Annotated in this window: 27 protein-coding genes; 10 read left to right on the top strand and 17 right to left on the bottom strand. The window is 59.2% G+C overall.

Annotation, left to right across the window (positions count from 1 at the left end):
• From PROAA_RS01815 to PROAA_RS01825, 3 genes are all read left to right on the top strand, one after another.
• Positions 1-1,438 (top strand): hypothetical protein (locus tag PROAA_RS01815; RefSeq protein WP_186409679.1); only part of this gene is annotated, 1,438 nt, incomplete at its 5' end.
• 234 nt (positions 1,439-1,672) lie between these two features.
• Positions 1,673-1,969, top strand: a complete 297-nt coding sequence (locus tag PROAA_RS01820) for a type II toxin-antitoxin system RelE/ParE family toxin (RefSeq protein ID WP_186409680.1) — start codon at positions 1,673-1,675, stop codon at positions 1,967-1,969.
• A 5-nt stretch (positions 1,970-1,974) separates the two neighbouring features.
• Entirely contained in the window at positions 1,975-2,274 is a 300-nt protein-coding gene (locus tag PROAA_RS01825) for an addiction module antidote protein (protein ID WP_186409681.1), read from the top strand.
• 83 nt (positions 2,275-2,357) lie between these two features.
• Here PROAA_RS01825 and PROAA_RS01830 read toward each other — a convergent pair whose 3' ends face one another.
• Positions 2,358-3,122: a GNAT family N-acetyltransferase gene (locus PROAA_RS01830; RefSeq protein ID WP_186409682.1), complete on the bottom strand. Its 765-nt coding sequence runs from the start codon at positions 3,120-3,122 to the stop codon at positions 2,358-2,360.
• A gap of 157 nt (positions 3,123-3,279) precedes the next feature.
• Here PROAA_RS01830 and PROAA_RS01835 point away from each other — a divergent pair, with 157 nt between their 5' ends.
• The 4 genes from PROAA_RS01835 (at position 3,280) to PROAA_RS01850 (ending at position 7,045) form a co-directional block, all read left to right on the top strand.
• Entirely contained in the window at positions 3,280-4,188 is a 909-nt protein-coding gene (locus tag PROAA_RS01835; RefSeq protein ID WP_186409683.1) for a cation diffusion facilitator family transporter, read from the top strand.
• Complete coding sequence (locus tag PROAA_RS01840) at positions 4,178-5,134, top strand: S1/P1 nuclease (RefSeq protein WP_186409684.1); 957 nt, start codon at positions 4,178-4,180, stop codon at positions 5,132-5,134. The genes PROAA_RS01835 and PROAA_RS01840 overlap by 11 nt, the downstream gene beginning before the upstream one ends.
• A gap of 102 nt (positions 5,135-5,236) precedes the next feature.
• A complete protein-coding gene (gene galE, locus PROAA_RS01845; protein ID WP_186409685.1) occupies positions 5,237-6,250 on the top strand; it encodes a UDP-glucose 4-epimerase GalE in 1,014 nt (337 codons plus the stop codon).
• A gap of 90 nt (positions 6,251-6,340) precedes the next feature.
• Positions 6,341-7,045, top strand: a complete 705-nt coding sequence (locus PROAA_RS01850; protein WP_186409686.1) for a 2-phosphosulfolactate phosphatase — start codon at positions 6,341-6,343, stop codon at positions 7,043-7,045.
• A gap of 95 nt (positions 7,046-7,140) precedes the next feature.
• Here the strand turns inward: PROAA_RS01850 and PROAA_RS01855 are convergent, their stop codons facing one another.
• Positions 7,141-7,977 carry a M48 family metallopeptidase gene (locus PROAA_RS01855; protein ID WP_186409687.1) on the bottom strand — a complete coding sequence of 279 codons (837 nt, stop codon included), beginning with the start codon at positions 7,975-7,977 and terminating at the stop codon, positions 7,141-7,143.
• A 251-nt stretch (positions 7,978-8,228) separates the two neighbouring features.
• Here PROAA_RS01855 and PROAA_RS01860 point away from each other — a divergent pair, with 251 nt between their 5' ends.
• Positions 8,229-8,459 (top strand): hypothetical protein, encoded by a 231-nt coding sequence (locus PROAA_RS01860; protein ID WP_186409688.1) that lies wholly within the window; start codon positions 8,229-8,231, stop codon positions 8,457-8,459.
• A 70-nt stretch (positions 8,460-8,529) separates the two neighbouring features.
• Here the strand turns inward: PROAA_RS01860 and PROAA_RS01865 are convergent, their stop codons facing one another.
• Both PROAA_RS01865 and PROAA_RS01870 read right to left on the bottom strand, forming a co-directional pair.
• Positions 8,530-9,096, bottom strand: a complete 567-nt coding sequence (locus PROAA_RS01865) for a hypothetical protein (protein WP_186409689.1) — start codon at positions 9,094-9,096, stop codon at positions 8,530-8,532.
• Between the two features lie 10 nt (positions 9,097-9,106).
• On the bottom strand, positions 9,107-10,294 hold the full coding sequence (locus PROAA_RS01870; protein ID WP_186409690.1) for an alpha-hydroxy acid oxidase: 1,188 nt from the start codon (positions 10,292-10,294) through the stop codon (positions 9,107-9,109).
• Between the two features lie 386 nt (positions 10,295-10,680).
• Between PROAA_RS01870 and PROAA_RS01875 the strand changes: the two genes are divergently transcribed.
• Positions 10,681-11,055, top strand: a complete 375-nt coding sequence (locus PROAA_RS01875) for a surface-adhesin E family protein (protein ID WP_186409691.1) — start codon at positions 10,681-10,683, stop codon at positions 11,053-11,055.
• Positions 11,056-11,135: 80 nt separating this feature from the next.
• Here the strand turns inward: PROAA_RS01875 and PROAA_RS01880 are convergent, their stop codons facing one another.
• The 11 genes from PROAA_RS01880 to ccmA form a co-directional block, all read right to left on the bottom strand.
• A complete protein-coding gene (locus tag PROAA_RS01880) occupies positions 11,136-13,229 on the bottom strand; it encodes a putative bifunctional diguanylate cyclase/phosphodiesterase (protein ID WP_186409692.1) in 2,094 nt (697 codons plus the stop codon).
• Positions 13,230-13,234: 5 nt separating this feature from the next.
• Positions 13,235-13,855 (bottom strand): MEDS domain-containing protein, encoded by a 621-nt coding sequence (locus PROAA_RS01885; RefSeq protein ID WP_186409693.1) that lies wholly within the window; start codon positions 13,853-13,855, stop codon positions 13,235-13,237.
• A 140-nt stretch (positions 13,856-13,995) separates the two neighbouring features.
• Positions 13,996-15,237: a c-type cytochrome biogenesis protein CcmI gene (gene ccmI / locus PROAA_RS01890; protein WP_186409694.1), complete on the bottom strand. Its 1,242-nt coding sequence runs from the start codon at positions 15,235-15,237 to the stop codon at positions 13,996-13,998.
• Positions 15,234-15,758 (bottom strand): cytochrome c-type biogenesis protein, encoded by a 525-nt coding sequence (locus tag PROAA_RS01895; protein WP_186409695.1) that lies wholly within the window; start codon positions 15,756-15,758, stop codon positions 15,234-15,236. The genes ccmI and PROAA_RS01895 overlap by 4 nt, the downstream gene beginning before the upstream one ends.
• Positions 15,755-16,342: a DsbE family thiol:disulfide interchange protein gene (locus tag PROAA_RS01900; RefSeq protein WP_425393992.1), complete on the bottom strand. Its 588-nt coding sequence runs from the start codon at positions 16,340-16,342 to the stop codon at positions 15,755-15,757. The genes PROAA_RS01895 and PROAA_RS01900 overlap by 4 nt, the downstream gene beginning before the upstream one ends.
• A gap of 6 nt (positions 16,343-16,348) precedes the next feature.
• Positions 16,349-18,340, bottom strand: coding sequence for a heme lyase CcmF/NrfE family subunit (locus PROAA_RS01905; protein ID WP_186409697.1), 1,992 nt, complete (start codon positions 18,338-18,340; stop codon positions 16,349-16,351).
• A gap of 23 nt (positions 18,341-18,363) precedes the next feature.
• Positions 18,364-18,843: a cytochrome c maturation protein CcmE gene (ccmE, locus tag PROAA_RS01910; protein WP_186409698.1), complete on the bottom strand. Its 480-nt coding sequence runs from the start codon at positions 18,841-18,843 to the stop codon at positions 18,364-18,366.
• On the bottom strand, positions 18,840-19,067 hold the full coding sequence (gene ccmD / locus PROAA_RS01915) for a heme exporter protein CcmD (RefSeq protein WP_186409699.1): 228 nt from the start codon (positions 19,065-19,067) through the stop codon (positions 18,840-18,842). Before ccmD ends, ccmE begins: the two co-directional genes overlap by 4 nt.
• A gap of 18 nt (positions 19,068-19,085) precedes the next feature.
• A complete protein-coding gene (ccmC, locus tag PROAA_RS01920; RefSeq protein ID WP_186409700.1) occupies positions 19,086-19,829 on the bottom strand; it encodes a heme ABC transporter permease CcmC in 744 nt (247 codons plus the stop codon).
• Positions 19,829-20,497: a heme exporter protein CcmB gene (gene ccmB, locus PROAA_RS01925; protein WP_186409701.1), complete on the bottom strand. Its 669-nt coding sequence runs from the start codon at positions 20,495-20,497 to the stop codon at positions 19,829-19,831. The genes ccmC and ccmB overlap by 1 nt, the downstream gene beginning before the upstream one ends.
• A 70-nt stretch (positions 20,498-20,567) precedes the next feature.
• A complete protein-coding gene (gene ccmA, locus PROAA_RS01930; RefSeq protein WP_186409702.1) occupies positions 20,568-21,182 on the bottom strand; it encodes a cytochrome c biogenesis heme-transporting ATPase CcmA in 615 nt (204 codons plus the stop codon).
• 440 nt (positions 21,183-21,622) lie between these two features.
• Here ccmA and hypF point away from each other — a divergent pair, with 440 nt between their 5' ends.
• The gene (hypF, locus tag PROAA_RS01935) at positions 21,623-23,929 is read left to right on the top strand and encodes a carbamoyltransferase HypF (protein WP_186409703.1); all 2,307 of its coding nucleotides are present in this window, start codon (positions 21,623-21,625) and stop codon (positions 23,927-23,929) included.
• Between the two features lie 6 nt (positions 23,930-23,935).
• On the opposite strand, the gene PROAA_RS01940 is transcribed toward hypF, so the two are convergent.
• Together PROAA_RS01940 and rodA are read right to left on the bottom strand one after the other, a co-directional pair.
• Positions 23,936-24,973 carry a septal ring lytic transglycosylase RlpA family protein gene (locus PROAA_RS01940; RefSeq protein ID WP_186409704.1) on the bottom strand — a complete coding sequence of 346 codons (1,038 nt, stop codon included), beginning with the start codon at positions 24,971-24,973 and terminating at the stop codon, positions 23,936-23,938.
• Positions 24,974-24,999: 26 nt separating this feature from the next.
• Positions 25,000-26,106 carry a rod shape-determining protein RodA gene (gene rodA, locus PROAA_RS01945; protein WP_186409705.1) on the bottom strand — a complete coding sequence of 369 codons (1,107 nt, stop codon included), beginning with the start codon at positions 26,104-26,106 and terminating at the stop codon, positions 25,000-25,002.
• Positions 26,107-26,108 lie beyond the last annotated feature (2 nt).

Genomic DNA, 26,108 nt, shown 5'->3' on the forward strand with positions numbered 1-26,108 from the left:
ACTAGATGACCTTGTAGGGTTTGTCGGTACCGTGGCATCTGGGGCTGACTTAACGAAGCTAGAGGAAGTTCTTTCGCCGGACTACGCGTCACATGCAGAAGTTTTGAATACAATGACGCATCTTCGCGGAGCTAAGGACGAGGCGGTTATTTTTGCTGCTGATCATGTAAAGAACACCTTACCCAAGCTTTCGAGCGCAGTGAAGGAAGTTCTGAATATGGGCGCTGACAAAGCCTACACGAAGGTTTTTCAAGCGCTTGGCAATAACGTGCGGCGTTCGGGTAATGCGTTATCTGAGGTTGTCGATCCAAACGGTCTTCTGCTACTACCGTCTGCGATTACTCAAGTGATCAAGCTGTTCCGTTTACAGAATCGCTTACAGAGGGCGCAGCATAACTATTTCGCAATTGATGCGCTGCGACATCCTTTAGAAATACGCTATCTTAGGGAGCGCATTTCACCTTTCTACACGGTTGCAGTTTCTACCGACTCAACCAGCCGCCGCACGCGGCTTGTTGACCTTGGCTACGGAAAACAAGCAATTGACGAGCTTGATGCAAAAGAGTACCCATCAGAAGTAAAGGACTCTAGGAAGACCGCGATTGGTTACTCGGCATTCGTGTCACAGGACATACAGTCTTGCCTTGCAAGTTCCAGCATATATATCCGGAATTCCGGTACGCCTGAGGAGAAGGACTTTCGTGAGTTAGGTAGGCAACTATGCCGATATGTAGCATTGATGCAGCATCCTGGCCTTGTAACACCAACAGCTGTTGAACGCTGCATGCATGCGGCGTTTGCCGCAAAACTCAATTCTGGGTGCATATCTCGACAGGTTGGCGCTGTCGTCACAGATTCTAGCTATTCGATCAAGGCAGTCGGTTGGAATGACGCGCCACGCGGACAAGTGCCATGCCTTTTGCGAAATACGTCTCACGCGTTGAACAAGAAGTGGGATGAGATAGCCTACAGCAAATTTGAACTCGGGGACGATACGTTTCGCGCTGCATTATCCAAGACCCCGCTGGGAAAACTTGCTCAAGAGCATACTAATGGACGCAACATCACCTATTGCTTTAAGGCAATTTACAACGGCATAAAGAAGGATAAGAACCAAGTCCACACACGCTCACTTCACGCAGAAGAGAATGCGTTTTTACAGATTTCTAGAAGCGGTGGCCAAGGATTGGACGGAGGATGTCTGTTCACAACGGCGAGTCCTTGCGAATTGTGTGCCAAGAAAGCGTATCAGTTAGGGATTAAGCAAATCTACTACATTGACCCATATCCCGGGATTTCACTTGACCACGTTCTGTCTGGAGGAACCAGCCCGCCAGCTGTAACGCTTTTCTCTGGTGCGATTGGGCGTGCTTACCACGAGCTATATGAACCGACTATGGCCTATAAGGATGAACTAGATCGCCTCTGTTCGGGGTAGGCCTGTCGGCACAAGAGCTAGCGCAGGGTTCCGAACAAGTATCGGCAAACCTTCATAACCAGCGGGGTTGAGGATATAGAGCCATTGGGGTCAGAGTGATTTGGGTTCTGAAATGTCAATTGTCTCTGACCTCCATGGCTATTTCGTCTCGTCGCGACGATCCAGCCCGATTGAATACCCCAAAATGGCGCGTATGGCATTGACAGATTGTAGCCACAGGGCTACAGTCACGCTGTGATTGAAATTCGCAAAACCGTCCTCTTTGCTCAGTGGCTCGACGACTTGCGCGACCTCCAGGCGAGAGCGCGCGTCCAGGCAAGGATTGAAAGGCTCGCTGCTGGAAATCCCGGAGATGTCGAACCGGTTGGCGAAGGTGTCTCGGAGTTGCGAATCAACTACGGCCCCGGTTACCGGGTGTATTTCAAGAAGCGCGGGCGAGAGCTGATCATTCTGCTGGCTGGTGGCGACAAGACTACCCAAGCCAAGGACATCAAGGCGGCATTGCGCCTCGCACGTAATCTTTCGGAGTAGCAACCATGACCAAGACCGTTACCACTCGCTATGACGTCGCCGAGCACCTCAGAACCCAGGAGGAAATGGCCGCTTATCTTGAAGCCTGCCTTGAGGAAGCCGACGGGGATGCTGCATTCATTGCCAAAGCACTCGGCGATATTGCTCGCGCCAAGGGTATGTCACAGGTCGCACGCGATGCCGGGCTGTCTCGCGAAAGTCTTTACAAAGCGCTATCCGGTGATCGTAGCCCCGGCTTCGACACCATCCTTAAAGTCATCCGCGCACTTGGGCTGAAGTTGCATGCCGAAGCTGGTCACGGCTGACGAGGTGCCCAACCCTGCGGCGCGGGGGGCGCTGCGCGATGCCAGGATTCATGTTTCCTATCGCCACAACTTGAAGGGACGCTTCAGTCCTTGTTGCCCAGAAAGTGCTTGGCGTAGCGATTGTTCAGGCGCGACATTGGCATCAGGATCTGCAGGTCGGCGGTGTTGAAATCGGGGTCCCAGGCGGGATCGCCGCAAACGTAGGCGCCGGCGCGCAAGTAGCCTTTGAGCAGCGGCGGAAGTTCGGCCGGAAGGTCATTCCTCAAAGCCGCCAGCGGCAGCGGGCAACGCGGGAAGACGCGGTATTCGAGCGGACTCAGGTTTGCGTCAAGGCGCTTGTAGAGGCTTGCTGCGGCGTGTCCTCCATCGGCCATGCTGATGCTGGCACATCCGATCAGGTAGTCGTAGCGATTGTCCAGCATGTATTTGGCCAGTCCCGCCCAGAGCAGTGAAATCGTCGCTCCGCTGCGGTAGTCGGCGTGTACGCAGGAACGGCCGATTTCGACCATGCGCGGGCGCAAATGCTGCAAGCGGGTCAGGTCGAATTCGTTTTCCGAATAGTATCCGCCGATCTTGCGCGCATTGTCCGGCGACAGGATGCGGTAGGTGCCCACCACGGCGCCGGAGTTCTCGTCGCGCACGACGAGGTGTTCGCAATACGGGTCGTAGATGTCCTGATCGACGCCCGGCTGGCGCGTCGGCAGTCTGGCGCCGAGTTCGCCGGCAAAGATGTGGTAACGCAGCTTCTGCGCTTCAAGTATTTCCCGCTCGCTTCGGGCGAAGCCGACCGACAAATTGCGGCGTGCCGGCTTCTGGTGCTGGCGGGTTTCGGTTACGCTGGATGTCATGGTTTATCCCCTTGTTGCGTTGTTGTGCTTGGGGCGAACTTTAGAAAAACGCCATTACAGCGAGATTGCGCGACGGTTAAGTTTCTGTGCGACGCGAATGTGAGCTCATGTGGTTCTTTGTTCTTGCGTGGCCTGCGATAATGCAGCGATGAATGTCATGAGTCCCATAAGCCCCCCCTCCCTCAAGAACTACGCCTGGCTGTCGATCTGCGCCGCGCTGGCCACGATTCTGCTCAAGGGGATTGCCTGGTGGATGACCGGTTCGGTCGGCCTGCTTTCCGATGCGCTTGAATCCGTCGTCAATCTTGCCGGGGCGATGATGGCTCTGGCCATGATCACGGTCGCTGAACAGCCGGCGGACGACGATCACGCCTATGGGCACGGCAAGGCCGAGTACTTTTCCGGTGGCTTCGAGGGGCTGCTGATCCTGCTCGCCGCGGTCGGCATCGGCGTGGCTGCCATCGAGCGGCTGCTGCATCCGCAGCCGCTGGAGCAACTCGGTGTCGGGCTCGCGGTATCGGTGGTCGCCTCGCTCGTCAATCTGTTTACCGCCCGCATCCTGCTGGCTGCCGGACTCAAGTATCGGTCAATGACACTGGAGGCCGATGCCCATCACCTGATGACCGACGTATGGACTTCGGTGGGTGTGATTGCCGGGGTCGGGAGTGTCGCGCTGACCGGTTGGTTGTGGCTCGATCCCGTGCTGGCGCTCCTGGTCGCAGCGAATATCGTCTGGACCGGCTGGAAACTGCTGTACCGGTCGACGCAGGGTTTGATGGACGTGGCCCTGCCCAGCGAAGACAACGATTTGGTGCTGGCGATCCTGGACCGTTATCGCGAACAGGGGATCGACTTCCATGCCTTGCGCACGCGCGAGTCGGGTGCGCGCCGCTTTGTCGAGCTTCATGTTCTGGTTCCCGGCGAATGGACGATCCAGAAAGGCCATGAGCTCGCCGAGCGGCTGGAAGGCGATATTCGAGATGCGTTGCCGCGTGCGACGGTGCTCACGCACCTGGAGCCCCTGGACGACCCGGTGTCGCATGCGGATATTGAGCTTGACCGCTAGTCGGTTGGCGCTTTCGGCATTCCGCTGTTGGCGCCTGCTGTTGCCATGTACGCTGCTGCTGTTAATGCCAACGTCGGTGTGGGCGTGGAATGCCGCCGGACATCGGCTGGTCGCGAGCATTGCCTGGGAGAATCTTGACGCTCGCGCCCGTTCGGTGGCTGCGGATCTGTTGCGCGATCACCCGGACTACGAACGCTGGCGCAACAGGGCAGGGCATGACGACTCCGGCCGGGCGATCTTTATCGAGGCGTCGACCTGGCCCGACGATATCCGCAGCGACCCTCGCTTCTACAGCGCCGGCATTGACCCGGCAACTGAAACTCTGCCCGGCTTTCCGGACATGGAACGGCATCGCGATTGGCATTATGTGAATCGTCCGCTGGATGATTCGCCTTCGGCTGATCGGCAGCGGGAATCCCTATCCGGCTTGCTCGACCGGCAGCTCGTTGCGCTGGCCAAGGTGCTCGGTACGCCCGGCGCCCCCCGAAGCGAACGCGTCTATGCCTTGCCCTGGTTGATCCATCTGGTCGGCGATGCGCATCAGCCGCTGCACACCAGCATCCGGCTCGATCCGGATGGCAAATGGGACAAGCTGGGCAACGGCGTGCTCATAACCAATCCGTTCAATCCGCGCAAACGCTCGTCAACGCTCCACGCCTATTGGGACGATCTGCCGGGCCCGCCCTGGCTGCGCGGCGAACGACTCGACCGGGCAAGCCGGGCGCTGATCGGTGCATATACTTGCCCCGCGCGATCAAACTCGGCGCAGTGGATTGACGAAAGCTGGCGACTGGCACGCAGCAGTGCCTACCCGCCAGATGACGAATACATTCCAACCCTCAGTGCGGCGTTTCATGAGCAGGCAAAGCAGATCGCCAACCGGCGGGTTGCCGAAGCGGGGTACCGGCTTGCCGATTTGCTCAATGACGAGCTCGGCAAGCAATAGACGGGGGCAAGGCTTTCCCTTCCTGCTCGAAAGGTGCCCGCTGCCCGTTCGCGTTCGCCGAATGAATCGCGGATAATCACGCTTCAGTCTTTGGAGTACACCATGAGCATTCTGGTTACCGGCGGTGCCGGCTATATTGGTTCACACACCTGCGTCGAACTGCTCAATGCGGGTCATGCGGTTACGGTTTTCGACAACTTTTGCAACAGCAATCCCGAGTCGTTGGCGCGCGTCGAACGCATCACCGGCAAAAGGCCTGGCCTAGTTCGCGGGGATGTGCGCGACCGCGCGGCGCTGGTTTCCGCACTGCATGAGAGCGGGGCCGACGCGGTGATTCATTTTGCCGGGCTAAAAGCCGTGGGCGAGTCGGTGGAAAAACCGATCAGCTACTATGACAACAACGTCGTCGGAACCCTGCGCCTGCTTGAAGCGATGGGCGAGTGCGGCGTGAAAACCCTGGTCTTCAGTTCATCGGCCACGGTTTATGGCGACCCGCAGCGCCTGCCGCTGACCGAAGATCACCCCTTGTCGGCAACCAACCCCTACGGCCGCAGCAAGCTGATGATCGAGGAGATTCTGCGCGACCTGTACCGCAGCGATCCGACCTGGCGCTTGGGCCTGCTGCGTTACTTCAATCCGGTCGGGGCCCACGACAGCGGCCTGATCGGTGAAGACCCGCGCGGCGTCCCGAACAACCTGCTGCCCTTTGTCGCGCAGGTGGCGGTGGGGCAACGCGAGTTCCTCAATGTATGGGGTGACGATTACCCGACGCCGGATGGTACCGGCGTTCGCGATTATATTCACGTCGTCGATCTGGCACTCGGGCACCTCAAGGCTCTTGCGCGCCTGCAGACGCACGCCGAATGCCTGACGGTGAATCTGGGCACCGGCACCGGGTACAGCGTACTTGAGATGGTGCGGGCATTTGAACAAGCCAGCGGACGGCCCGTGCCTTACCGGATTGCCGCGCGCCGGCCGGGTGACATTGCCTCCTGCTATGCCGAGCCGAAACAGGCACTGGCCTTGCTGGGCTGGCAGGCCGAGCGCGGGCTGGATGCGATGTGTGCGGATGCCTGGCGCTGGCAGAGCAGCAATCCGAAGGGTTTTGAAGGCTAGAATGGTGGCCCATGCGCCGTCATACGTGATCCGTGATACTCCAGATACCGCGCGGGAATACTGAAGCGCAAGAAGGTCAGAAAATTCACCATGCGCACCAGCCGCCTTTATCTCAATCGTCTGAATCAGGCGCCCGACCACATCGATGCGGTGGTCGTGATCGACGTGTTGCGTTCATTCTCGGTCGCTGCTTACGCCTTTGCGGCGGGCGCCAGCGTGATCTACCCGGTGGAAACGGTTTCCGAGGCGCTTTTCTTGCGAGCGGCGATGCCCGAGGCGGTGACGACCGGTGCGGTGGCCGGTGGCGACGCGGCGCCGGGTTTCGATTTCGGCAATTCACCCACCGCACTGCAAAACGCCGATCTGGCTGGCCGCCCGCTGATTCAGAGCACCGCCGCCGGCGTTCTCGGCCTGACCCGGTTTCGCCACGCACGCGCCTTGTTTGCCGGCAGCCTGCTCTTTGCCCGAGCAACGGCCCAGGCGCTGCTTGAGTTGAACCCGGACGAGGTGTGCTTCGTGATTACCGGCGAGTGGGTCGACCGCGACGGCGACGAGGATGTAGCCTGCGCCGATTATCTGGAAGCCTTGCTGTCCGGCGCAAATCCGGACCCGGCGCCGTATGCCGCGCGCGTACGCGATTCGGATTTTGGTCGCCGCTTTCTCGCCGGCACCAACCCCAGCCTGCCAGCCAGTGACCTGGAGCTTTGCGCGGTGGCGGATCAGTTTGACTTTGCGTTGCGTGCAGAACATCGGGGCGGTCGTCTGGAGCTTCAGCGTTATCGCCCGGGCGGTTAGTTGGCGGCGTTGGCCCACCAAGCCATGCGCAAGGGCACAGACCTGACGGTGCGCTACTGGCGGCTGTCAGCCGGCGCCAATCGTCGAATTTCGAATCATCGCCGACGCGCCGCAACGTAAAGCGGCTGCACGCGCTCGGCATAGTTGCGCAGATCGGCGATGCGCGAATCGTGCGACGGGTGCGTCGACAGCCACTGCGGAACGCCGCCATCGGACACCTTGGCCATCTTCTGCCACAGGCTGATTGCCGCGTACGGGTCGTAACCGGCGCGCGCCGCGAGTTCGACGCCGATACGATCGGCTTCCTGCTCCATGCCGCGCGAGTTGGGGCGCATATACGCCAGTTCTCCGATCGTGCTCAGCGCGCTCTGGCCGAGATCCGGATCGATGCCGAAGTACGAGCCGATCAACAGGCCGCCGACGGCAGCGGCGACGCCCATGCCTGCCGATTGGCCAGCCTTCTCGCGCCCGTGCTCGCGCAAGGCGTGCGCGATTTCGTGCCCCATCACCGCCGCCAGTTCGTCATCGGTTACGTCCAATTGGTCGATCAAGCCGGTATACACCGCGATCTTGCCGCCCGGCATGCACCAGGCGTTCACCTCCTTGGCACTGATCACATTCACTTCCCAGCGCCAGCCGGGCGCATCGCTGCGGAAAGCGGCGGTCGCCGGAATCAGGCGGTTGGCGATGGTACGCACGCGCTGCAGTTCGGCGGGATCGCGATTGAGCAAGCGCTTGGCGCGTGCCTCGTCGATCGTCTCCTGATACGCCTTTGCGGCCGACCGATTGACCTCGGCCGACGAAATTAGCATGGTTTGCTGGCGATCGACGCCGACGACGCCTTTCGACGTCGTGCGCGTCGTCGCGCAACCGGCGACCGCGCCGGCGATCAGCAATGCGCAGAACCAATTCAAAATAGACTGTCGGGACATGAGCACTCCTGGAAAAGACGAAACTATGGACAGCAGGCGGGCAGTGGAGTTCAGGCCGCAGCACCGCCGGACCGGGGCCGCGGCGCGACGACTCTACAGCGGCCATACTTGAAACGAGCTTCCTCGGAAGGCTGAGTCGGTGATCTGGCGAGATCGGCTCGGCGAACGATGTTGCTCGCAATCGGCCGGTCTTTCATGATGTAGAGCTGCATCCAGAGACGGCCAACGGCATCTACCGTATCGGCCTGGTGATGTTTACCCTTGCCTCGTTGGCGTGCGTGCTGTCCGATTTGCTCGCCACGCTAACCTTGATGCGCGCGCTACAGGGCATTGGCGCGGCCGGAATCATGAGCGTTGCGGACAAAATTTGGATAGGAAAGAGTCGCAGGGGCATGGGTGAGTTTCATTTGTACTGCCAGCGCGGCGAGGCGGAAAACCGGATCAAGGAAACCCAGCTCGACCTCTTCGCGGAACCTCGTTGAAACTGCCTTGAACACCAGTAACAACGCGCCTTAAGGCAGTTCCGCCGACTTCCTCGGTGGAATTTTCGGGCTAGTTGCGGGGCGCAAGCCTTAGCCAGAGCTGCGCGTCGAACGGCACCATGACCGCGCCGGCTTTGCCGTTTGACGAGTATTGATCCGCCCTGCCGAACAGCACCTTCTCGAAGGATACGTTCAAGACGATGTACGGTGTGCCTTCGAATGCAATGGACAGGCGGCGAAGGAGTGCTGGATCGAGGAGAACTGCCGAGGCAAGCTTGGCCCGCTCAGCCGGTTTTGCCTTGGAAATGCGCGCTGCCCAGTCAGGCTTGCCAAGCGCGGAATCTGCGATGGTTCGGGACAGCCAGGGATAGGCGACGGCTCTTCCGAGCGAGAGAGAGGAAAGCTCGGAAGAACTGGCGGGCCGGTTGCGCAGCCACTCGGAAACGATCCGATGGTAGGTTTGTTCGTCGATCTCGCAGCGTTCAAAAGCAGTGGTGTGTGGACGAAGCGAAGCGGACGACCACGAAGGATGCTCCTCGATAAAAGGCGTGCAGGCAAATACAACACTCGGGCCGAAAACGAAGCCGGAAGTCAGGCAGACGCCTAGAACGAGGCGCGAGATGGCTGCGGTGGGCATATGGCAGTGTTCAGTTTGCGTTTTCACGAACCAGCAGGTGAGGGCCGAGGTCGGCCAGTGAGTTGCATCCCAGTTGCCCTAGAACGCGGTCCACTTCCGCGGTGAGCAGGCCGATGGCGTGACGTGCGCCGTCCTCTCCCCCGGCGGCAAGGCCATACAGCGGTGCAGTCCCGATCATTACCGCTTGTGCACCCAGGGCGATTGCCTTGACCACGTCGGTGCCGCGCCGGAACCCGCTATCGACGATGATGGCGAGTCGGTCGCCAACTGCGCCGGCAATATCGGGCAGCACTTCGATCGGCGAGATACAGCCATCGAGCTGCCGCCCACCGTGATTGGTGAGGACGATCCCGTCGCAACCCAGGTCGGCGGCTCGTTGCGCGTCAGCGACGTTCAGCACTCCCTTCAGGATCAGCTTTCTCGGCCACTCTTCGCGCAGCCACTTCAGATCGTCCCAGGTTACGTCGGGCACCAGCAATTGCGGCAGGTAGGCGACCCCTGCACGGGCGCTACGTGCTTCCGGAGGCAGGGCTTCGAGGACATTCTCGAATCTCGGTACGCCGTGCGGGATGATTACATCCACAACCCATCGCGGGTGGCGCGCAATATCGGCGAGGTTGCGCAGCGTCAGTTTCCCCGGTGCACGATAGTTGCGCCGGTCCCATTCCCGGAATCCAAAGACATTTGCGTCTGACGTCACGACCAGTGCTTCGTATCCGGCGAGGCCCGCTCGACGAACAATGTCGCGAGCGATCGACCGGTCCTTCATGATGTAGAGCTGCATCCACAATCGCCCTCCCGTATCTGCCGCGAGCTCCTCGATGCGAACATTCGAGAATGTGCTCAGGGTGAACGGGATGCCGGTGGCCATAGCGGTACGTGCAAGGGCTGAATCGCCACGATGACACAGCATGCCATTCATGGCTGTCGGAGCAATGATCAACGGTGAGCGCGATTCCTGACCGAACAGCATGATGCGCTGGTGCCGAGCGGTGGTGTCCACCAGGGTGTCGGGTACCAGGCCGATTGCTTCAAATGCCGCGCGATTCCGGTGCAGGGTGACTTCGTCTTCAGCGCCGCACTCGACGTATTCGAATGCGAAATGCGGGACGCGCCGACGTGCAATCGAGCGCAACTCCTCGATAGATAGTGCGCGACGGAAATCGGTACCGGTGTATAGCTTGCGCTGGAGCGCCATGTTGGCGACCTGTCGTATGAAAGGGTTACCACGCAATCGTACATTTGAATGCGAAATAAGTGGCCACACTTTTGTCAGACGGCCAAGAACTCCAAAAGCAAGCGTGGTTCGCGCGTGATGTTTCCGGTATATTTCTCATAGCAATGCTTGGTGGCGAACTTCCAGGGCGAGCCTTGGCATTGACCACCGAAGCAAATTGATTGAGGTCAGGGAAATATGTCAGGACAAGCAACTAACCGTGAGCATTCGGTCCGTGGAATCCACTCCGTCATGGCATGGCGCGAACAGTTGGTTTTCGGTTTCCTTACGCAGGCATGTCCAGACCTCGGAACTGCGCCATGATTGGATCGGCTTTTCCCCAAAAAATTGTGCGGCGAGCATTCTGCGTGCTGGCCTCGTTTCTGCTCGCCGGCAGTGTGCAGGCGGAATGGTCCCAACTCGGCAGGACGGATACGTTTCGCCTCTATCTGGACCAGAAATTGATTCAGAAAAGCGGCGATTTCGTGCAGGTGTGGCAACTGATGGATTTTACGGTCGCGCAGTGGGCGGATGCGCGGACAGCGGTCGGCTCAATCAAGAATCTGATCGAGTATGACTGTACCCAGCCACGTTTACGAACGCTTGCCGCCGAGGCCTATACCGAACAGATGGGGGCCGGCCGGCTGGTGGCGAATGAGCGATTGTCGGACCCGCTATGGGAGAACGTTGCACCCGGAAGTACTGCCGAACAGATACGGAAAATCGCCTGCGGGAAGAAGTAGAACGCCGTGTGCCATCCAGGGATCGGTTTCGGCAAGTCCGTTCCTGCAGTCAACGTCATTGAGCAAAAACGACCGCGCGATCACGCTTGATTTGCAAATGCTTCAAAGTCTTCCAGGGGCAGTGGGCGGCTGAAGAAGTAGCCCTGGTAGGCGTGGCAGCCTGAAGCCGCCAGAAAGTCTTTCTGCGCCTCTGTTTCGACACCCTCGGCGATCACCCCCAGCCCCAGGCTCTGGGAAAGCGCCACGATGGTTCGCGCAATGGCGGCGTCGTTGGGGTCGCTGAGCACATCACGAACGAACGACTGGTCGATCTTCAACTGATCCAGCGGCAGGCGTCTCAGGTAGGAGAGCGAGGAAAAGCCGGTGCCGAAATCATCGAGAGCGAAACTGACGCCTCTGGCTTTCAACAGAAACATCTTCTCAACGATTCCCTCGACGTCGGATACGAACAGGCTTTCGGTCAGCTCAAGTTTCAATCGTTGCGGATTGGCGCCCGTTTGCTCGAGTACCGCCAACACTTGGTCGACGAAGTCGTCGGCGTGGAACTGGCGCGCGCTGACGTTGACGGCCACCGTCAAGTTCGTCATCTGCGGAACGGCTGACCAGACTGCCAGTTGGGCGCACGCTGTTTCCAGAACCCAGCGACCTAGCGGCACGATCAGACCGGTATCCTCGGCCAGGCGAATGAACTCAAGGGGGGGCACCAGGCCACGTTCGGGATGTTGCCAGCGCACCAGGACTTCGGCCCCCGTCACGCGGCCATCGTCAAGCATCTGGGCCTGGTAGTGCAGCAGGAATTGGCTATCGACGAGTGCTCGACGCAAATCGTTTTCCAGAGCGGCCCGTTCTTTCACCGCCGACTCCAGTGCGGGATCATAGAAGCGGGCTGCATTGCGGCCGGCCGTCTTCGACTCGTACATGGCCAGATCGGCCTGCTTCATCAGACTATCGACGGTTGATGAATCGTTCAGGAACAGGGTGATGCCAATACTTGCCGTGCAATGGTGGGGAATTTCGCCCAGCGTGTAAGGCTGATTGAGCGAAGCAAGAATCTTTTCAGCGACCGTTTCAATCGCTGTTGCGGCCTGGGTCTCGATCGCACTCAGCCCGGCAAGCACGACCACGAATTCATCACCGCCCAGGCGCGCCACGGTGTCGCCTTCGCGCACGCACAGCATCAGACGCCAGGCTACCTGTTTCAGCAACTGGTCGCCCATGTCATGCCCGAGCGTGTCGTTGAGCGTCTTGAAATTATCCAGATCGATGAACAGCAATGCACCATGACAGCCCGTTCGCGAACTGACGGCAATGGTCTGTTGCAGCCGATCCTGCAGGAGCGTTCGGTTGGGCAGCCCCGTGAGCTGGTCAAAGTAGGCCAGATCCTGAATGCGTTCTTCGGCTTTTCTTCGCCCGGTGATGTCTTCGGCCGACGACAAGGTTCCCGTGATTGCCCCAGCTTCATCGCGAATCAGCCTGTTGTTCCAGGCGATCGTCAGTTCCTGCCCCGAGGCATTGATGATGCGGTTCTCGTAGTGCTCCAAGAGCTGCGTTTCTCCAGCCATCAGCGTGTCGAAGACTTGGTGTATTTCAGCGCGCTTGTCCGCCGGAACGAAATTGTCAAACCAGGACATTCCGAGCAGCGCGCTTTCGCTCTTGCCCAGCAACTGCGCGCCTTTCCTGTTGATCATCATGATCCGGCCTTCGCTATCGAGGGCCATGAGCATGACGCCGGCAATGTCAAGGTAGCGCTGTGCCGTATCGCGCTCCCTGGTCAGGTCGGCGTTCCGTATCTCGATCTGGTATTCGAGTTCGTGTTCGCGAGATTCGAGGATCCGGCGCTGTCGCCGCTCGTCCAGGATGATCGCCAGCATGAAGAGGAAATTGCGAATATGGTCAATATAGGGTTCAAAGGCCCCCATGTACTTGACCTTGAAAACAAGTTCGCCAAGGTTGCTGGAGCCGCATGCAAGAAGAAAGCGCTCGGGGGCGCCATCAGGGCTCGAAGATCCGGCATGGAATTCAACGAACCCGACTCCCGGAATATCGGACAGCCCTTCGAGAACGAAGGGAATGATCGCATCGTCCGGAAGCGAGGCAACGACACTCTGCATCAGCAAGAGCTGACCCAGCACTTGCACATCCACACCAGAACTTGCCGGTATCCGGGAACTCATGAGCGTCAATGATTGCGTGTGAGGAATTCGTCCGGTTGGATGTAGCAGGGGTTGCGAACCACGGCACCACGGATCACCATCATCGGGTGGACTTTAAGAATCTTCATGAGCGTTGCGCCATCGAAGGTGTTGGCGTCGTACTGACAGACGGCGGTTACCGGGTGTTCCTTCAGCAACAGGCTGACGCGGGATTCGTACTCCAGCAGACGCGAACCACCCGGTATGTGCTGGACCTCGGCAGACATCTCGCCGATGACGCGACAGGCAGGAAAGCCGTTGGTGACCGAATCTTCCTGGAACTGACGCAACAAACCGATCATCCGGTCCGGGTCGAAGAGGCCGCCCTGAAAATAGACGTCACTCGCGGCGGTGCATGAGAAGGCTCCGGATTCCTGGAGGCCATCGCTCGACAGGCTATGTTTGGCGAGGTGCCTGGCCAGGTGCGCTCGGTCGAGATTGTCAGTGAAGCAGGCGACCCGCTCTCCCGCGACGAGTCCACTGCGCAGAAATTCGAGCAGCGATTTCAAGCGCTCTTCGTCATGGTTGAAGATTTGGCAGACGTGCATCCCGGCGGGGAAAATTTGCTTGGTGAATCCGAGCGAAATCGTATGCGGTTCGTGTGACATGAGCGACCCCTTCGCAAAGCCTGACTATCAAACTTACGTCTTGGGATACTGTGCCTCGCAGATGCCGCTCCGGTATAGCCAGCGGACGGGAAATCGCTTTGTCCGAGCGGCATGCGAAGGCTCAGTCTAGCAGAGTTGGCTCAGGGCTGAATCTGATCAATCACCAGCTTGATGTTCTTGCTGCCGGGTTTGACGCCCTTGATACTGCCAAAGAGGTCGCCGCTTGAGCTTTGCGCTTTTCCGGCTTTGGCCACGCGCGCTTCGACGCTGACTGTCTTGAACCCGGAAATCTTCTTCCCGCCCGGCAAGGCCATTGAATCGTCGAAACGGAATTTGAGCGGCAGGTCGGCAAGCTGTGCGCGCACCACCGCCAGCGGCATGCGCGACCCTTCTTCGGCTCGCGCAAAAACGAAGAGCAGATCGCCGGGTTTGGCCTGCGCGGCAATCTTGCTGCTGATCGTCACCACACCGCTGATGCTTTCCGCAGGGATGGCATTAGGGCCGGTCGTGGTTATTCCTGGCGGCTTACCGCCGCTCTGTGCGTCGATTTCGCGCGCCTTGGCCACTGCCAATTCCAGCGACTGCGCCTCTTCCGAGCCAGGTTCGAGTTGTTGCAGCAGACGCTCCCAGTATCGGGCCACGGCGGAAAAATCCCTGCGCTCTGAGGCCGCCGCACCCGCCAGGAACAGCGCCTGCGGTTCGTTCGGGTCAATCTCCAGCGCGCGGGAAAGCAACTTGTCGGGTTGGCCCGCTAAGCTGCCACCATTGGCTTGCGCCAATACTTCGGCATAATCGGCCAGCAAGCTGGGGTCAGCATCGACCAGTGCGCCGCCGTGACTGTAGGCCTCGGCCGATTCGGAAAAACGGCCCAGGACCTTGTAGGAACGGGCGAGCATGACCCACCCTTTGGTGTCATCCGGGTTCTGCTTGAGCTTTTCGACCAATTTGCCAAGCATCGCTTCGATCTGCTGTGGCCCGATTTGCGTCTGCGTCTGCGTCTGCGTTTGCGTCGGATCGAGCGCCTGCGGATTGCCGAGGATCAGATAACCGGCCGTCGCGGCCAGCGGAAGCGCGATGAGCAAGGCCAGCGCGGTCTGGCGTCCGCCGCTCTTCGCCTGTGGCACCGTCTCGGGATGAACCTCGTCGAGCAGACGGCGCTGCAGTTCGCTTTTTGCCTGTTTCAGATCAGCGTCGGTGAGAATTCCTTCATCGTGGTCGCGTTCGAGTTCGCGCATCTGGTCACGAAAAATGTCCAGATTGGCTTCACCTCGATTGACCGTCTTTGCCGGCTTGGGGGTACGCCAAAGCGGCAACAACAGAATGCCCAGGACGACGAGGACGAGCAGCGCCGAGGCCAGGATGAAACCAGTCGTGGAAGTCATTTCGGCGGTTCTTCGATATTGAGCAGGCTGTCGGCCTGATCCTGTTCTTCCGCACTGAGCGGCGAGTCTATGATGGCCTTGTTACGGCGGCGCAGATAAACAAAGAGTGAGCCGATGGCGCCGACGAGGAGCAGCGCCGGACCAAACCACAAAAGCAGGGTTGTTCCCTTGAGCGGCGGACGGTAACGCACGAAGTCGCCGTAGCGGCTGACCATGAAATCCATGATCTCGCCGTCGCTCTTGCCGTCCTTGATCAGCGTACGAATCTCGCGACGAAGGTCGTTCGCCAGTTCGGCGTGGGAGCCGGACAAGGATTCGTTCTGGCAGACCAGACAGCGCAATTCAGAGGAAATCGCCACCATGCGCTTTTCGGCGACCTCATCCTCGGCGAGTGGCGTAGCTTCCTTGGAAAAAACCGGATTTACCACAGAGACACAGAGAACACAGAGAAGAGCAAAGTAGAAACCAGCCGAGAAATATTCTCTGCCCTTATGTGGCTCCTTGGAGAAAGATGCGTTCATTTATTCAACTCCGCAACCAGCGGCAGAATCTTGCCTGAAAAATCATCAGGACTGATCGGCCCCGTGTGCTTCATGCGGATGATGCCGGCCTTGTCGATGACGTAGGTTTCGGGTACGCCATAGACGCCGTAGTTGATGCCAACGCGGCCGTCGAGGTCAAGCACCGACAGGCGGTAGGGATTGCCATGCTGGTTCAGCCAGGCGTTCGACCGCTCCAGTGCCAGCTTCATTTCGGCGTCGGCGGTGAGCTTGTCCGAATCCAGTGCGCCGTCACCGCTCACTTCCTTGTAGTTGAGCCCGACCAGCGTTATCGCTTTGTTCTTCGCCATTTCAACGAGTACCGGATGTTCCTGCCGGCAGGAAACGCACCAGGTTGCCCAGACATTGAGCAGCCACACTCTGCCGAGCATGTCCTTCGGCGAGAATGTCCGCTCCGGCGAAGCCACTTGTGGCAGCGTAAACATCGGTGCCGGTTTGCCGACCAGTGGCGATGGCACATCGCGTGGATTGAGGTTGAGCCCGACAGCGAGCAGGATCACAAGAACGACAAAGCCGATCAGCGGCCAGAGAAAGCGGTTCATGATTCGTCCTCAGGCGCGCCGGGCCAGCGCGCCGAGTTGACTCGATGCGGCTCGGGACTTTATCCGATAGCGACGGTCAGTCAAAGCGAAGAGGCCGCCGACCGCCATCAGCACGCAACCGCCCCAGATCCAGTCGACAAATGGTTTGTGATATACGCGAACGGCCCAGGCGCCGTCTGGTCGGGACTTGTCGATCGGTTCGCCGAGCGAGATGTAAACGTCGCGTAGCAGGCCGGTATCGATTGCCGCCTCGGTCATCGGCATCGATCCGGAAACGTAGTTGCGTTTCTCCGGGTGCATTTTCCGAACGCGCTTGTCGTTGTTGAACAGGTCGATATCGCCGACCAGCGCCATGTAGTTGGGCCCCTTTTCCTGACGGACCCCGTTGAATCTGAAGGTGTAACCCCCCACGCTGACGGTATCGCCAATTTCCATTTTCACGTCTTTTTCGGTTTGGTAGCCATTGACCATCGTCACCCCGACGACGAAGACGGCAACGCCGACATGGGCCGTATGCATGCCGAAAAAGCTGCGCGGCTGCTTCAAGGCGGCGGTCACGAAGGGCTGGCCGGCGCGCGCTGCCTGCACGCGCCCGGCGAAATTGAGTGAGCCCGAGAGAACGATCCACGCGGCAAGCAGCAGGCCCAGGGCCACCAGCGGCTTCCATTCGCCGAACAGGAAAGGCGCCACGATGCCGACCGCTGCCGCCGCGAAAAAAGCCAGGCGCAGGATGCGCGCCAGCTCGCCGAAGCTGGCCTGCTTCCAGCGTGCAAACGGAGCGACGCCCATCAGGAATAGCGCCGGGATCATCAACGGTGCGAAGACGGAATCAAAGTAGGGCGGGCCGACCGACAGCTTGCCCAGGCCGAGCGCGTCGATGAGCAGCGGGTAAAGCGTGCCGAGCAAAACGGAAGCACAGGCGACGACCAGCAGAACATTGTTGGTGAGCAGCAGCGATTCACGTGAAAGAAGGCCGAATCTGCCGCCCAGACCGACCTTTGGCGCTCGCCAGGCAAAGAGTGCGAGCGAGCTGCCGATGACTGCAACCAGAAAGACGAGAATAAATATGCCGCGCGTCGGATCGGTGGCAAAGGCATGCACCGAGGTCAGCACGCCGGAACGCACCAGGAATGTACCGAGCAGTGAAAGCGAAAAGGCGGCAATGGCCAGCAGCACCGTCCAGTTCTTGAAGCTGCCACGTTTTTCGGTCACCGCCAGCGAGTGAATCAGCGCTGTGCCGACCAGCCATGGCATGAACGAAGCATTCTCGACCGGGTCCCAGAACCACCAGCCGCCCCAGCCAAGTTCGTAATACGCCCACCAGGAGCCCAGTGCGATGCCGAGGGTCAGGAAGATCCACGCCGCGGTCGTCCACGGGCGCGACCAGCGGGCCCAGGCGGCGTCGAGCTGGCCGGAGAGCAGGGCGGCGACGGCGAAGGCATAAGCGACCGAGAAACCAACATAGCCCATGTAGAGCATCGGCGGATGGAAGATCAAGCCTGGATCCTGCAACAGCGGGTTGAGGTCGCGTCCTTCCTCGGCGCCCGGCAGCAGGCGATCGAAGGGGTTGGAGGTAAGCAGGATGAAGAGCAGGAAACCGGCGGTAACCAGTGCCAGCACGCCGAGTACGCGGGCGATCAAGTAGTCGGGAAGCTGTTTCGAGAAGATCGAAACCGCCAGCGTCCACAATGACAGCATTACCACCCAGAGCAGAAGCGAACCTTCATGGCCGCCCCACACGGCGGCCACCCGGTATTGAACAGGCAACAAGGTATTGGAATGCTGTGCAACATAGATGACCGAGAAATCGTTGTGAACGAATGCGCTGGTCAGGCACCCGAAGGCCACGGCCATCAGTACGGCCTGGGCCACTGCGGCGGGACGCGCCAGGGCGATCCAGCCGGGACGTCGCAGATGGGCGCCGATCAATGGCAGGGTGCCTTGTACGAGCGCTACGCAGAGCGCGACAATGAGAGCGAAGTGTCCGAGTTCGGGGATCATGATCGGTGGTCCGTTTCCTTCATTTACGGCTTGAGGGTCTTGGCGCTGGCTTCGGCGGCCGCCTTGTTGGCTGCCGCGCGCTCATGCGCGTCGCCGATAGCTTTGGTGGCTTCCGGCGGCATGTAGTTCTCGTCATGTTTGGCGAGTACTTCACTGGCAATGAAAATTCCATCCTCGCCGAGTTTGCCCTGGGCGACGGCGCCTTTCCCTTCTTTGAACAGGTCGGGCAGGATTCCCTTGTAAGCAACGACGATGTCCTTTTCGGTATCGGTCACGACAAAACGCAGGGTGACTCCATCGGGCTCGCGCTTGATCGAGCCTTCCCTGACCATGCCCCCGATGCGGAAAGACTTGCCCACGGGGGCTTCGCCCGCAGCGACCTGTGTCGGCGAAAAGAAGAACACCAGATTGCTCTGGAACGCATTCAGTACCAGGGCAACGACCAGGCCCAGAATGGCCAGGCCACCGATGATCAGCGCGATACGTTTGTGACGTGTTTTCAATGCTTGCCTTTGGGAGATGTTTTGCGATCAGCGCTGCGGGCAGCGCTCTTGTCGGAGCGCTCGGCGCGGAATTGGCGTTTGAGACGTGCAACGAGACTCTTGTGACCCTGAATCAGCAAAACCGGTTCCAGTGCCATTAAGACCGCCATGACGCCAACCGAACCCCAGACATAGATACCGTGGTTCCCCATGGCCAGAAATTCCGAAAAACTGTTCCAGTACATGCCTTGCTCCTTGCCGTCCTAGGTATCCAACTCGGCGCGCACCCAGTCGGTGTGCCGCTCGCGTTCCAGCATGATGCTCCGTACCCGCATCAACGCCACAGCGATCGAGTACATCCAGCAAGCGAGGGCGCAGAGCAGCATGCCCCAGAGCATCGTCGTGGCCATCGAAGGCGATTTTGTCAGACTGACCGACGAGCCCTGATGTAGGGTGTTCCACCATTTCACCGAGAAATAGATGATCGGGATGTTGACCACTCCGACCAGCGCCAGGATGGCCCCCGCCTTGTCGGCACGGCGCGGGTCGTCGATCGACGACTGCAGGGCGATGAAGCCGACGTAGAGAAACAGCAGGATCAGCTCAGAGGTCAGGCGCGCGTCCCAGACCCACCAGGTGCCCCACATCGGTTTGCCCCACAGCGCGCCCGTCCAGAGTGAGAGAAAGGCGAAAAGCGCTCCGGTCGGCGCCAGTGCCGTGGCCATCATGCCCGACAGGCGGAAATTGAAGGCCAGCCCCAGTCCGGCCCAGAAAGCCATCACCAGGTAAATGAACATCGACATCCACGACGCAGGTACGTGCAGGAAGATGATGCGGTAGCCTTCGCCCTGCTGCGCGTCCGTAGGCGCTACCAGAAAGCCGATGTAGAGCCCGGTGATGCCGAAAATCGCCGCCAGCGTCCAGAACCACGGAATCATTCTGCCGGCAAGCGGATAGAACGCTTGCGGGCTGGCAAATTTGAACCAGTTGATCAGTTTGTTACTCATTATTCCAAGGCAATCCGTAATGCCGCTGCAGTTGGCCACGGTGCAAAAAACACGCCGCCCAGCGTTAGTGCGCCAAGCAGCGACAGATGGGCTTGCGCCCCGAGTCCGGTGACGACAGCATCAACCGCGCCCGCGCCAAAAATAAGCACCGGAATATACAGGGGAAGAACCAGCAGCGAAAGTAGCACACCGCTGCCGCGCACGCCCAGCGTCAGCGCTGCACCAATGGCTCCGATGCCGGACAGCGCGGGGGTGCCGATCAGCAGCGAGATAACGAGCGTCCAAAGGGCCTCGCTGGATAGGTCGAACTGGATTCCGAGCACCGGTGCCAGCAGAGTCAGCGGAAGCCCCGAAACCAGCCAGTGTGCAAACACCTTGCCGAGCACGATCAAGCCGAGTGGTTGCGGTGCCAACGCGAGCTGTTCCAGGGTTCCATCGCGATGGTCGTCGGCAAACAGGCGCGGTAGCGACAACAGGGTGGATAGCAGGGCGGCGACCCACAGTACACCCGGTGCCAGCGTGCGCAACAGCTCCGGCTCCGGCCCGACACCCAGCGGAAACAGACTGACCACAATGATGAAAAAGAACAGCGCCGATACGATATCCGACCGGCGACGCAGGGCCAGACGAAGGTCGCGACCGACGATGGCTCGAATCAGGGCAAGCATTCGTCAGTCGTCACTCAATGCGAAGTAGCGAAGCGGGCGTCAACATTTTCTATCTCAATTAGCATTACTTCTAGTTCAGCCGCAGTTCACGCACCGTGCCTGCGACAACCTCGACCGCTTGATGGGTGGTCAGCACGGCCAACCCACCGCGTTGCAGATGGGTACCGATCAGGCCGGCAACCAGTTCGACCGCGGCCGTATCCAGCGCCACGTAGGGTTCATCGAGCACCCACAGCGCCCTGCGCTCATTGACCAGCCTGGCCAGCGCCACACGGCGTTTCTGCCCCTGTGAGAGGTAGCGACAAGCCAGATCCTCACGCCCGGCAAGGCCGACAATCTCAAGTGCATCAAGTGCTGCAACTTCATCGAGATGTTCGCCGGCTAGTCTGGCGGAGGACAGCAGATTCTCGAGCGGCGTCAACTCTTCCTTGATGGCGTTGAAATGGCCGAGATAACACAACTCCCGGCGAAATTCCTCGCCGAGCTTGCCAATCAGCTCGCCCCGCCAGCGAATCTCGCCATCAGCCGGCGGTGACAGCCCGCAGAGCATGCGCAGCAGACTTGTCTTGCCGGAGCCATTTTTTCCCTGTAAATCAAGCATCTCGCCACCATCAAGGCGGAAACTGAGCTTCGAAAAAAGGCTTCGCTCGCCGCGTACGCATTCAAGGTTGGAGGCTTCTAACATGCAGGGAACCCGAAAGGGAGCAGAGTCACATTATGCAGCCTTGAATCTGGTTTTTGTTTGATGCAAATCGGACTCTCAAGTTTGACTTTGTCCCGGAGTAGAATCAGCGTCAATACCCCGAGCTATTTCCCTGAATCCACGTTCAATGCTATTGTGCATGCCGGCTTTAACAAAGTTGAGTATGATGCTATATCTGTTAAGGTGATCCGGAACGATATGCGAAGCATACACGATCAAGGTTTCCTGTCACCGGATCAAAAAAGAGAGAACGTGCCTGAAAAGGGCCGTCTCGTCACTGAATGGAGTTGCCGTGCTTTTGCCGTACTTGTTGGCAGCAAGATAACGAAAACATAAGGAAAATCAACCTGATCCGGCAATCCGGCGTAATTCCGGGCTGAAGGAAGTTAACCTTTCAACGAAAAAGATACGGACCCTTACCCGTGCAAACTTCCGATAACTCACACAACGTCTGCCAGCGCATCCGGCTCAGCGGTGTCGTGCAGGGCGTTGGCTTCAGGCCGTTTGTCTGGCGTCTGGCCAAGGAGCTTCTGCTTACTGGCTGGGTCAGAAAAGACGCGCGCGGCGTCGAGATTGAAGTGTGTGGTGCAGCGGAACAGGTACAGAATCTGATCGAGCGCTTGCAGAACGATGCTCCGGTGAAGGCGCACATCGATTCGGTGACGGCGCAGAACAGTCATGTTGAATGCGTAGCCGATGATTTCTATATCCTGAATAGTCGTAGCGGTCGTGCTCCAGCGATGGTCGGACACGACTCGGCAGTCTGCCGCGATTGTCTGGCCGAAATGTTCGATCCGGCGAACCGGCGCTGGCGCTACGCGTTCACCAACTGCACAAATTGCGGTCCGCGCTACACAATTGCTCGTGCCCTTCCGTACGCTCGTGAACGAACCAGCCTGAAGAACTTTCCCCGCTGCCCGAAGTGCCAAAACGAAACCCAACGAAAGGATGGGCGGCACCACAATGATGAGGTGAATTGTTGTCCGAAGTGTGGGCCGCAGCCTGAATTGCTGGATGCCGAGGGGCGGCCTCTGCCGGGTGATCCGATTACGCAGGCCGTGGCGCTTCTGGCGCAGGGGAAGATTGTCGCGATCAAAGGCATGGGCGGGTTTCATCTGGCCTGCGACGCTCGCAACGCGGTTGCAGTCGCTGTCCTTCGCGAGCGCAAGCAGCGGGATGAGAGGCCTTTCCCCGTGATGCTTGCCAACGCCTCGTCCGCGAGTGCTTTTGTTCAACTGGGTATCGGCGAACCGGGTCTGCTTGCAATGGCAGAGCGACCAATCATTCTGCTCAAGAAACGCCCAAGCTGTGACAAAGCCTTGCCCGGTGTGACGACCGGGCTGGGCTGGTTGGGGGTGATGATGCCCTTCACACCGCTACAGTACCTGCTCTTCCATGAATCTGCTGGTCGCCCGCAAGGCCTTGGCTGGCTGGATCGTCCGCAGAAACTCGCGCTGGTCATGACCAGCGCCGACCCCGGTGGTGAGCCAACAGCCATTAGCAACGAGGAAGCCTTGCTGCGCCTGTCCGGTATTGCCGATGCTTTTCTGCTGCATGACCGTGAGATAAAGTCCCGTTGCGACGACAGTATTGCGCGCTCGGGCCCTGGTGGGCTGCAACTTGTGCGCCGCGCGCGTGGCTACGCGCCGAACGCGATCAAGCTGCCACGATCCGGCCCGTCTGTTCTGGCGGTAGGCGGTTGGTTCAAGAATACAGTCTGCGTGACCCGTGGCGACGAAGCGTTTATTTCGCAGCATATCGGCGATCTGGATAACGCGGCAGCCTGTGATTATTTTGAATCAACCGTAACGCGTCTCCTCAAGCTCCTTGGCATCAAACCGGCGCTGGTTGCCCATGATCTTGACCGTAGCTTCCATTCGACGCGATTTGCCCTGGACTTCGCACAGCAGAGGGGCGTTCCGGCGCTCGCCGTTCAACATCACCACGCTCACACGGCTGCGGTTCAGGCCGAACACCGGATTGACGCTCCGGTTATCGGGCTGTCGCTCGATGGTATCGGCCTGGGGGCGGATGGTGGCGGTTGGGGGGGAGAGCTGTTGCGCGTCGATGGCGTATCGATGGAGCGTATCGGTAGTCTTGCGCCGATTGAACTCGCCGGTGAGCAGGCGCTGAGAGTGCCCTGGCGCCTGGCGGCGGCGGTGCTGCAGCAACTTGGTCGCGGCAAGGAAATTGAAAAGCGCTTTCCCGAGCAGCGGAGCGCTGCGGCGGTCGAAAAAATGCTTCTGCAAGGCATCACTTGTCCAAAGACATCGAGCCTTGGCTGTTACATCAATGCGGCAGCAGGTTTGCTCGGCATCAGCTCGATGATGGCTTTCGATGGCCAGGCGGCGGAATTGCTCGAAGGGATGGCCGATCGTTACGGTGATGTTCTGCCACTCAATGGCGCCTGGTCAATTGAAAACGGTTGTCTGAATCTGCAGCCGCTGCTGGCCGTTCTGGCCGATGAAAAGATACCCGAACGCGGTGCGGCGATCTTTCATGCCACGCTGGTTGCCGCCTTGACTGATTGGGTGTGTGCCATTGCGCCGTCAGGAAGCAAGATCGTGGGCAGTGGGGGCTGTTTCCTCAACCAGGTGCTTGCACGGGGTCTGCGCGCACGTCTTGGAGGCCGTGGCCTGCAATTGATCGAGGCTCGCCGTCTGCCGCCCAACGATGGAGGACTGGCCGTCGGTCAGGCCTGGGTTGCCCTGCAGTACCTGCTGGGGTAGGGCGAATTATCGAGCTACAAACCCGGGTTTGTAGCCGAGCGCCAGTCGAATTTTCTCGGCCACTTTTTCGGCATCGGCGCGACTTGCGTAAGGGCCGAGATGTACTCGGTACATACCGCCGCCGGCATTGATCCGGATCCCTTCCTGCAACCAGTCCAGCTCGCGCGATAAATGCGAACGCAGATTTTCGGCATTGTCGGCGTTGGAGAAAGCCCCAAGCTGCAGGAAGACGCCTGTTGTGGCGACAGGCGGTGCGGAAGCCGAGACAGGCAGCCGTGCTGACGCTCCGGATGGTGGGGATTGGTCGGAGGCTTCGTCGCCATCCGCTCGGGTCGCCAGTATTTCAATCACGTCGCGTTGAGCCGCAGGGACCGGTGACTTGGCGGTCTGAGCCGGCGGGTTGATCTGGGCGTAGGTCAGTTCGGTTGAGTCGCCGGGTAAAACAGTCTCTACTTCAACCTGCGTGCTGCCATCGTTGATATAGCCGAGGCGGTGCGCAGCAGCATAGGAGAGGTCGATGATTCGGTCGGCATGGAAAGGGCCGCGATCCGTTACGCGAACAACCACGGTCTTGCCATTGCTCACACGCCTGACCCGCACATAGGACGGCACTGCCAGCGTCGGGTGTGCAGCGGTCATCGAGAACATGTCGTAGGGTTCGCCGATTGAGGTTTTCTGGCCGTGAAACTTCTTTCCGTACCAACTGGCGATGCCTGACTGCCGGAAGTGTTTGAGGCTGGTGTCCGGTATATACGACTTGCCAAGCACGTTGTACGGCCTGTTGGCAAAGCGATGCAGGGGTTCGCTGCGCGGCTGGGCGTCCGGAATGTCGTCCAGATTGTCCGGAATGTCGTCACCGGGGCCGTCGTCCTTGTAATACCCGCCGCCATGCTTTTGTATCACGCCAGGCTTGCGCGCAGGGCTTGTTGATTGGTTGCCGGGCGACGGGCCATCGGTGGCGCGTGGGATCTGACTGCTACAGGCGGAAAGAAACACCAGCACCAGCAGCAGCTCAGGCAGTGCGTTGCGCTTCTTGCCTGTCATGCGCACTCTTCTATTCACTACTCGCGTCATTTTTTGACCAGCATTCGGTGTGAATGAATGCTCATGAGAATTCCCAGGCCGAGAAACAAGGTCACCAACGCGGTTCCACCATAGCTCATGAACGGCAGCGGGACCCCGACCACCGGCAAAATACCGCTGACCATGCCCATGTTAACGAAGGCATATGTGAAGAAGCTCAAGGTGATTGATCCACCCAGAACACGCGCGAAAAGCGTCGAAGCGTTGGCCGAGATCATGAGTCCACGGGCTATCAGCAGCAAATAGAGGGATAAAAGAATACTGTTGCCCAGCAAGCCGCGCTCTTCCGAGAACACGGCGAAAATGAAGTCGGTATGTCGTTCGGGGATAAATTCCAGGCGAGTTTGGGTTCCCTCAAGCCAGCCTTTGCCGAATCTTCCTCCGGATCCCATGGCAATCGTCGACTGAATAATGTGATATCCGGAACCGAGCGGATCGGTTGTCGGGTCGATCAATGTGAGGATCCGCTTGCGCTGGTAGCCGTGCAGCATGGTCCACGCAAAGGGCGCAACGCTGGCGCCCGCGATGATCATGCCGATGATCGCTTTCCATGGCAGGCCGGCAAAGAAAATAACGTAGAAACCCGAAGCGCCGACGAGAATCGCTGTTCCCAGGTCGGGCTGCTTGGCGATCAGACCGAATGGAATGAGCAGCAACAGGCCGGCAATCACAAAATGTCGGAAACGCAAGCCGGATTCGTACTTGTGAAAGTACCAGGCCAGCATCAGAGGCATCGCAATCTTGAGAATCTCGGCCGGTTGGATGCGTGTGAAACCCAGGGGTAACCAGCGTCTGGCCCCGTTGACCTTGACTCCCACCAGGAACACCAGAATCAGAAGAATAACGCCCACGATATAGAGTGGGACAGCAAAGCGCATCAGTTTTTGCGGGGGAGTCTGGGCAAGGGCCCACATTACCGCGACACCGATCCCGAGGTTGAGCAACTGGCCGGTTGCACGATTGTTGGAGTCGTAGGTGGCGCTATAGACGGTTGCTATCCCGAACGCCATCAGGACCAGCGCTATTGCCAGCAAGGGGCCGTCGATATTTCCGGTGAGGCGCACCCAGAACCGGTTCAGAATTTGCTGGAACAAAG

The sequence above is a fragment of the Candidatus Propionivibrio aalborgensis genome (genome assembly GCF_900089945.1).
In the GTDB taxonomy this organism is placed as follows: domain Bacteria; phylum Pseudomonadota; class Gammaproteobacteria; order Burkholderiales; family Rhodocyclaceae; genus Propionivibrio; species Propionivibrio aalborgensis.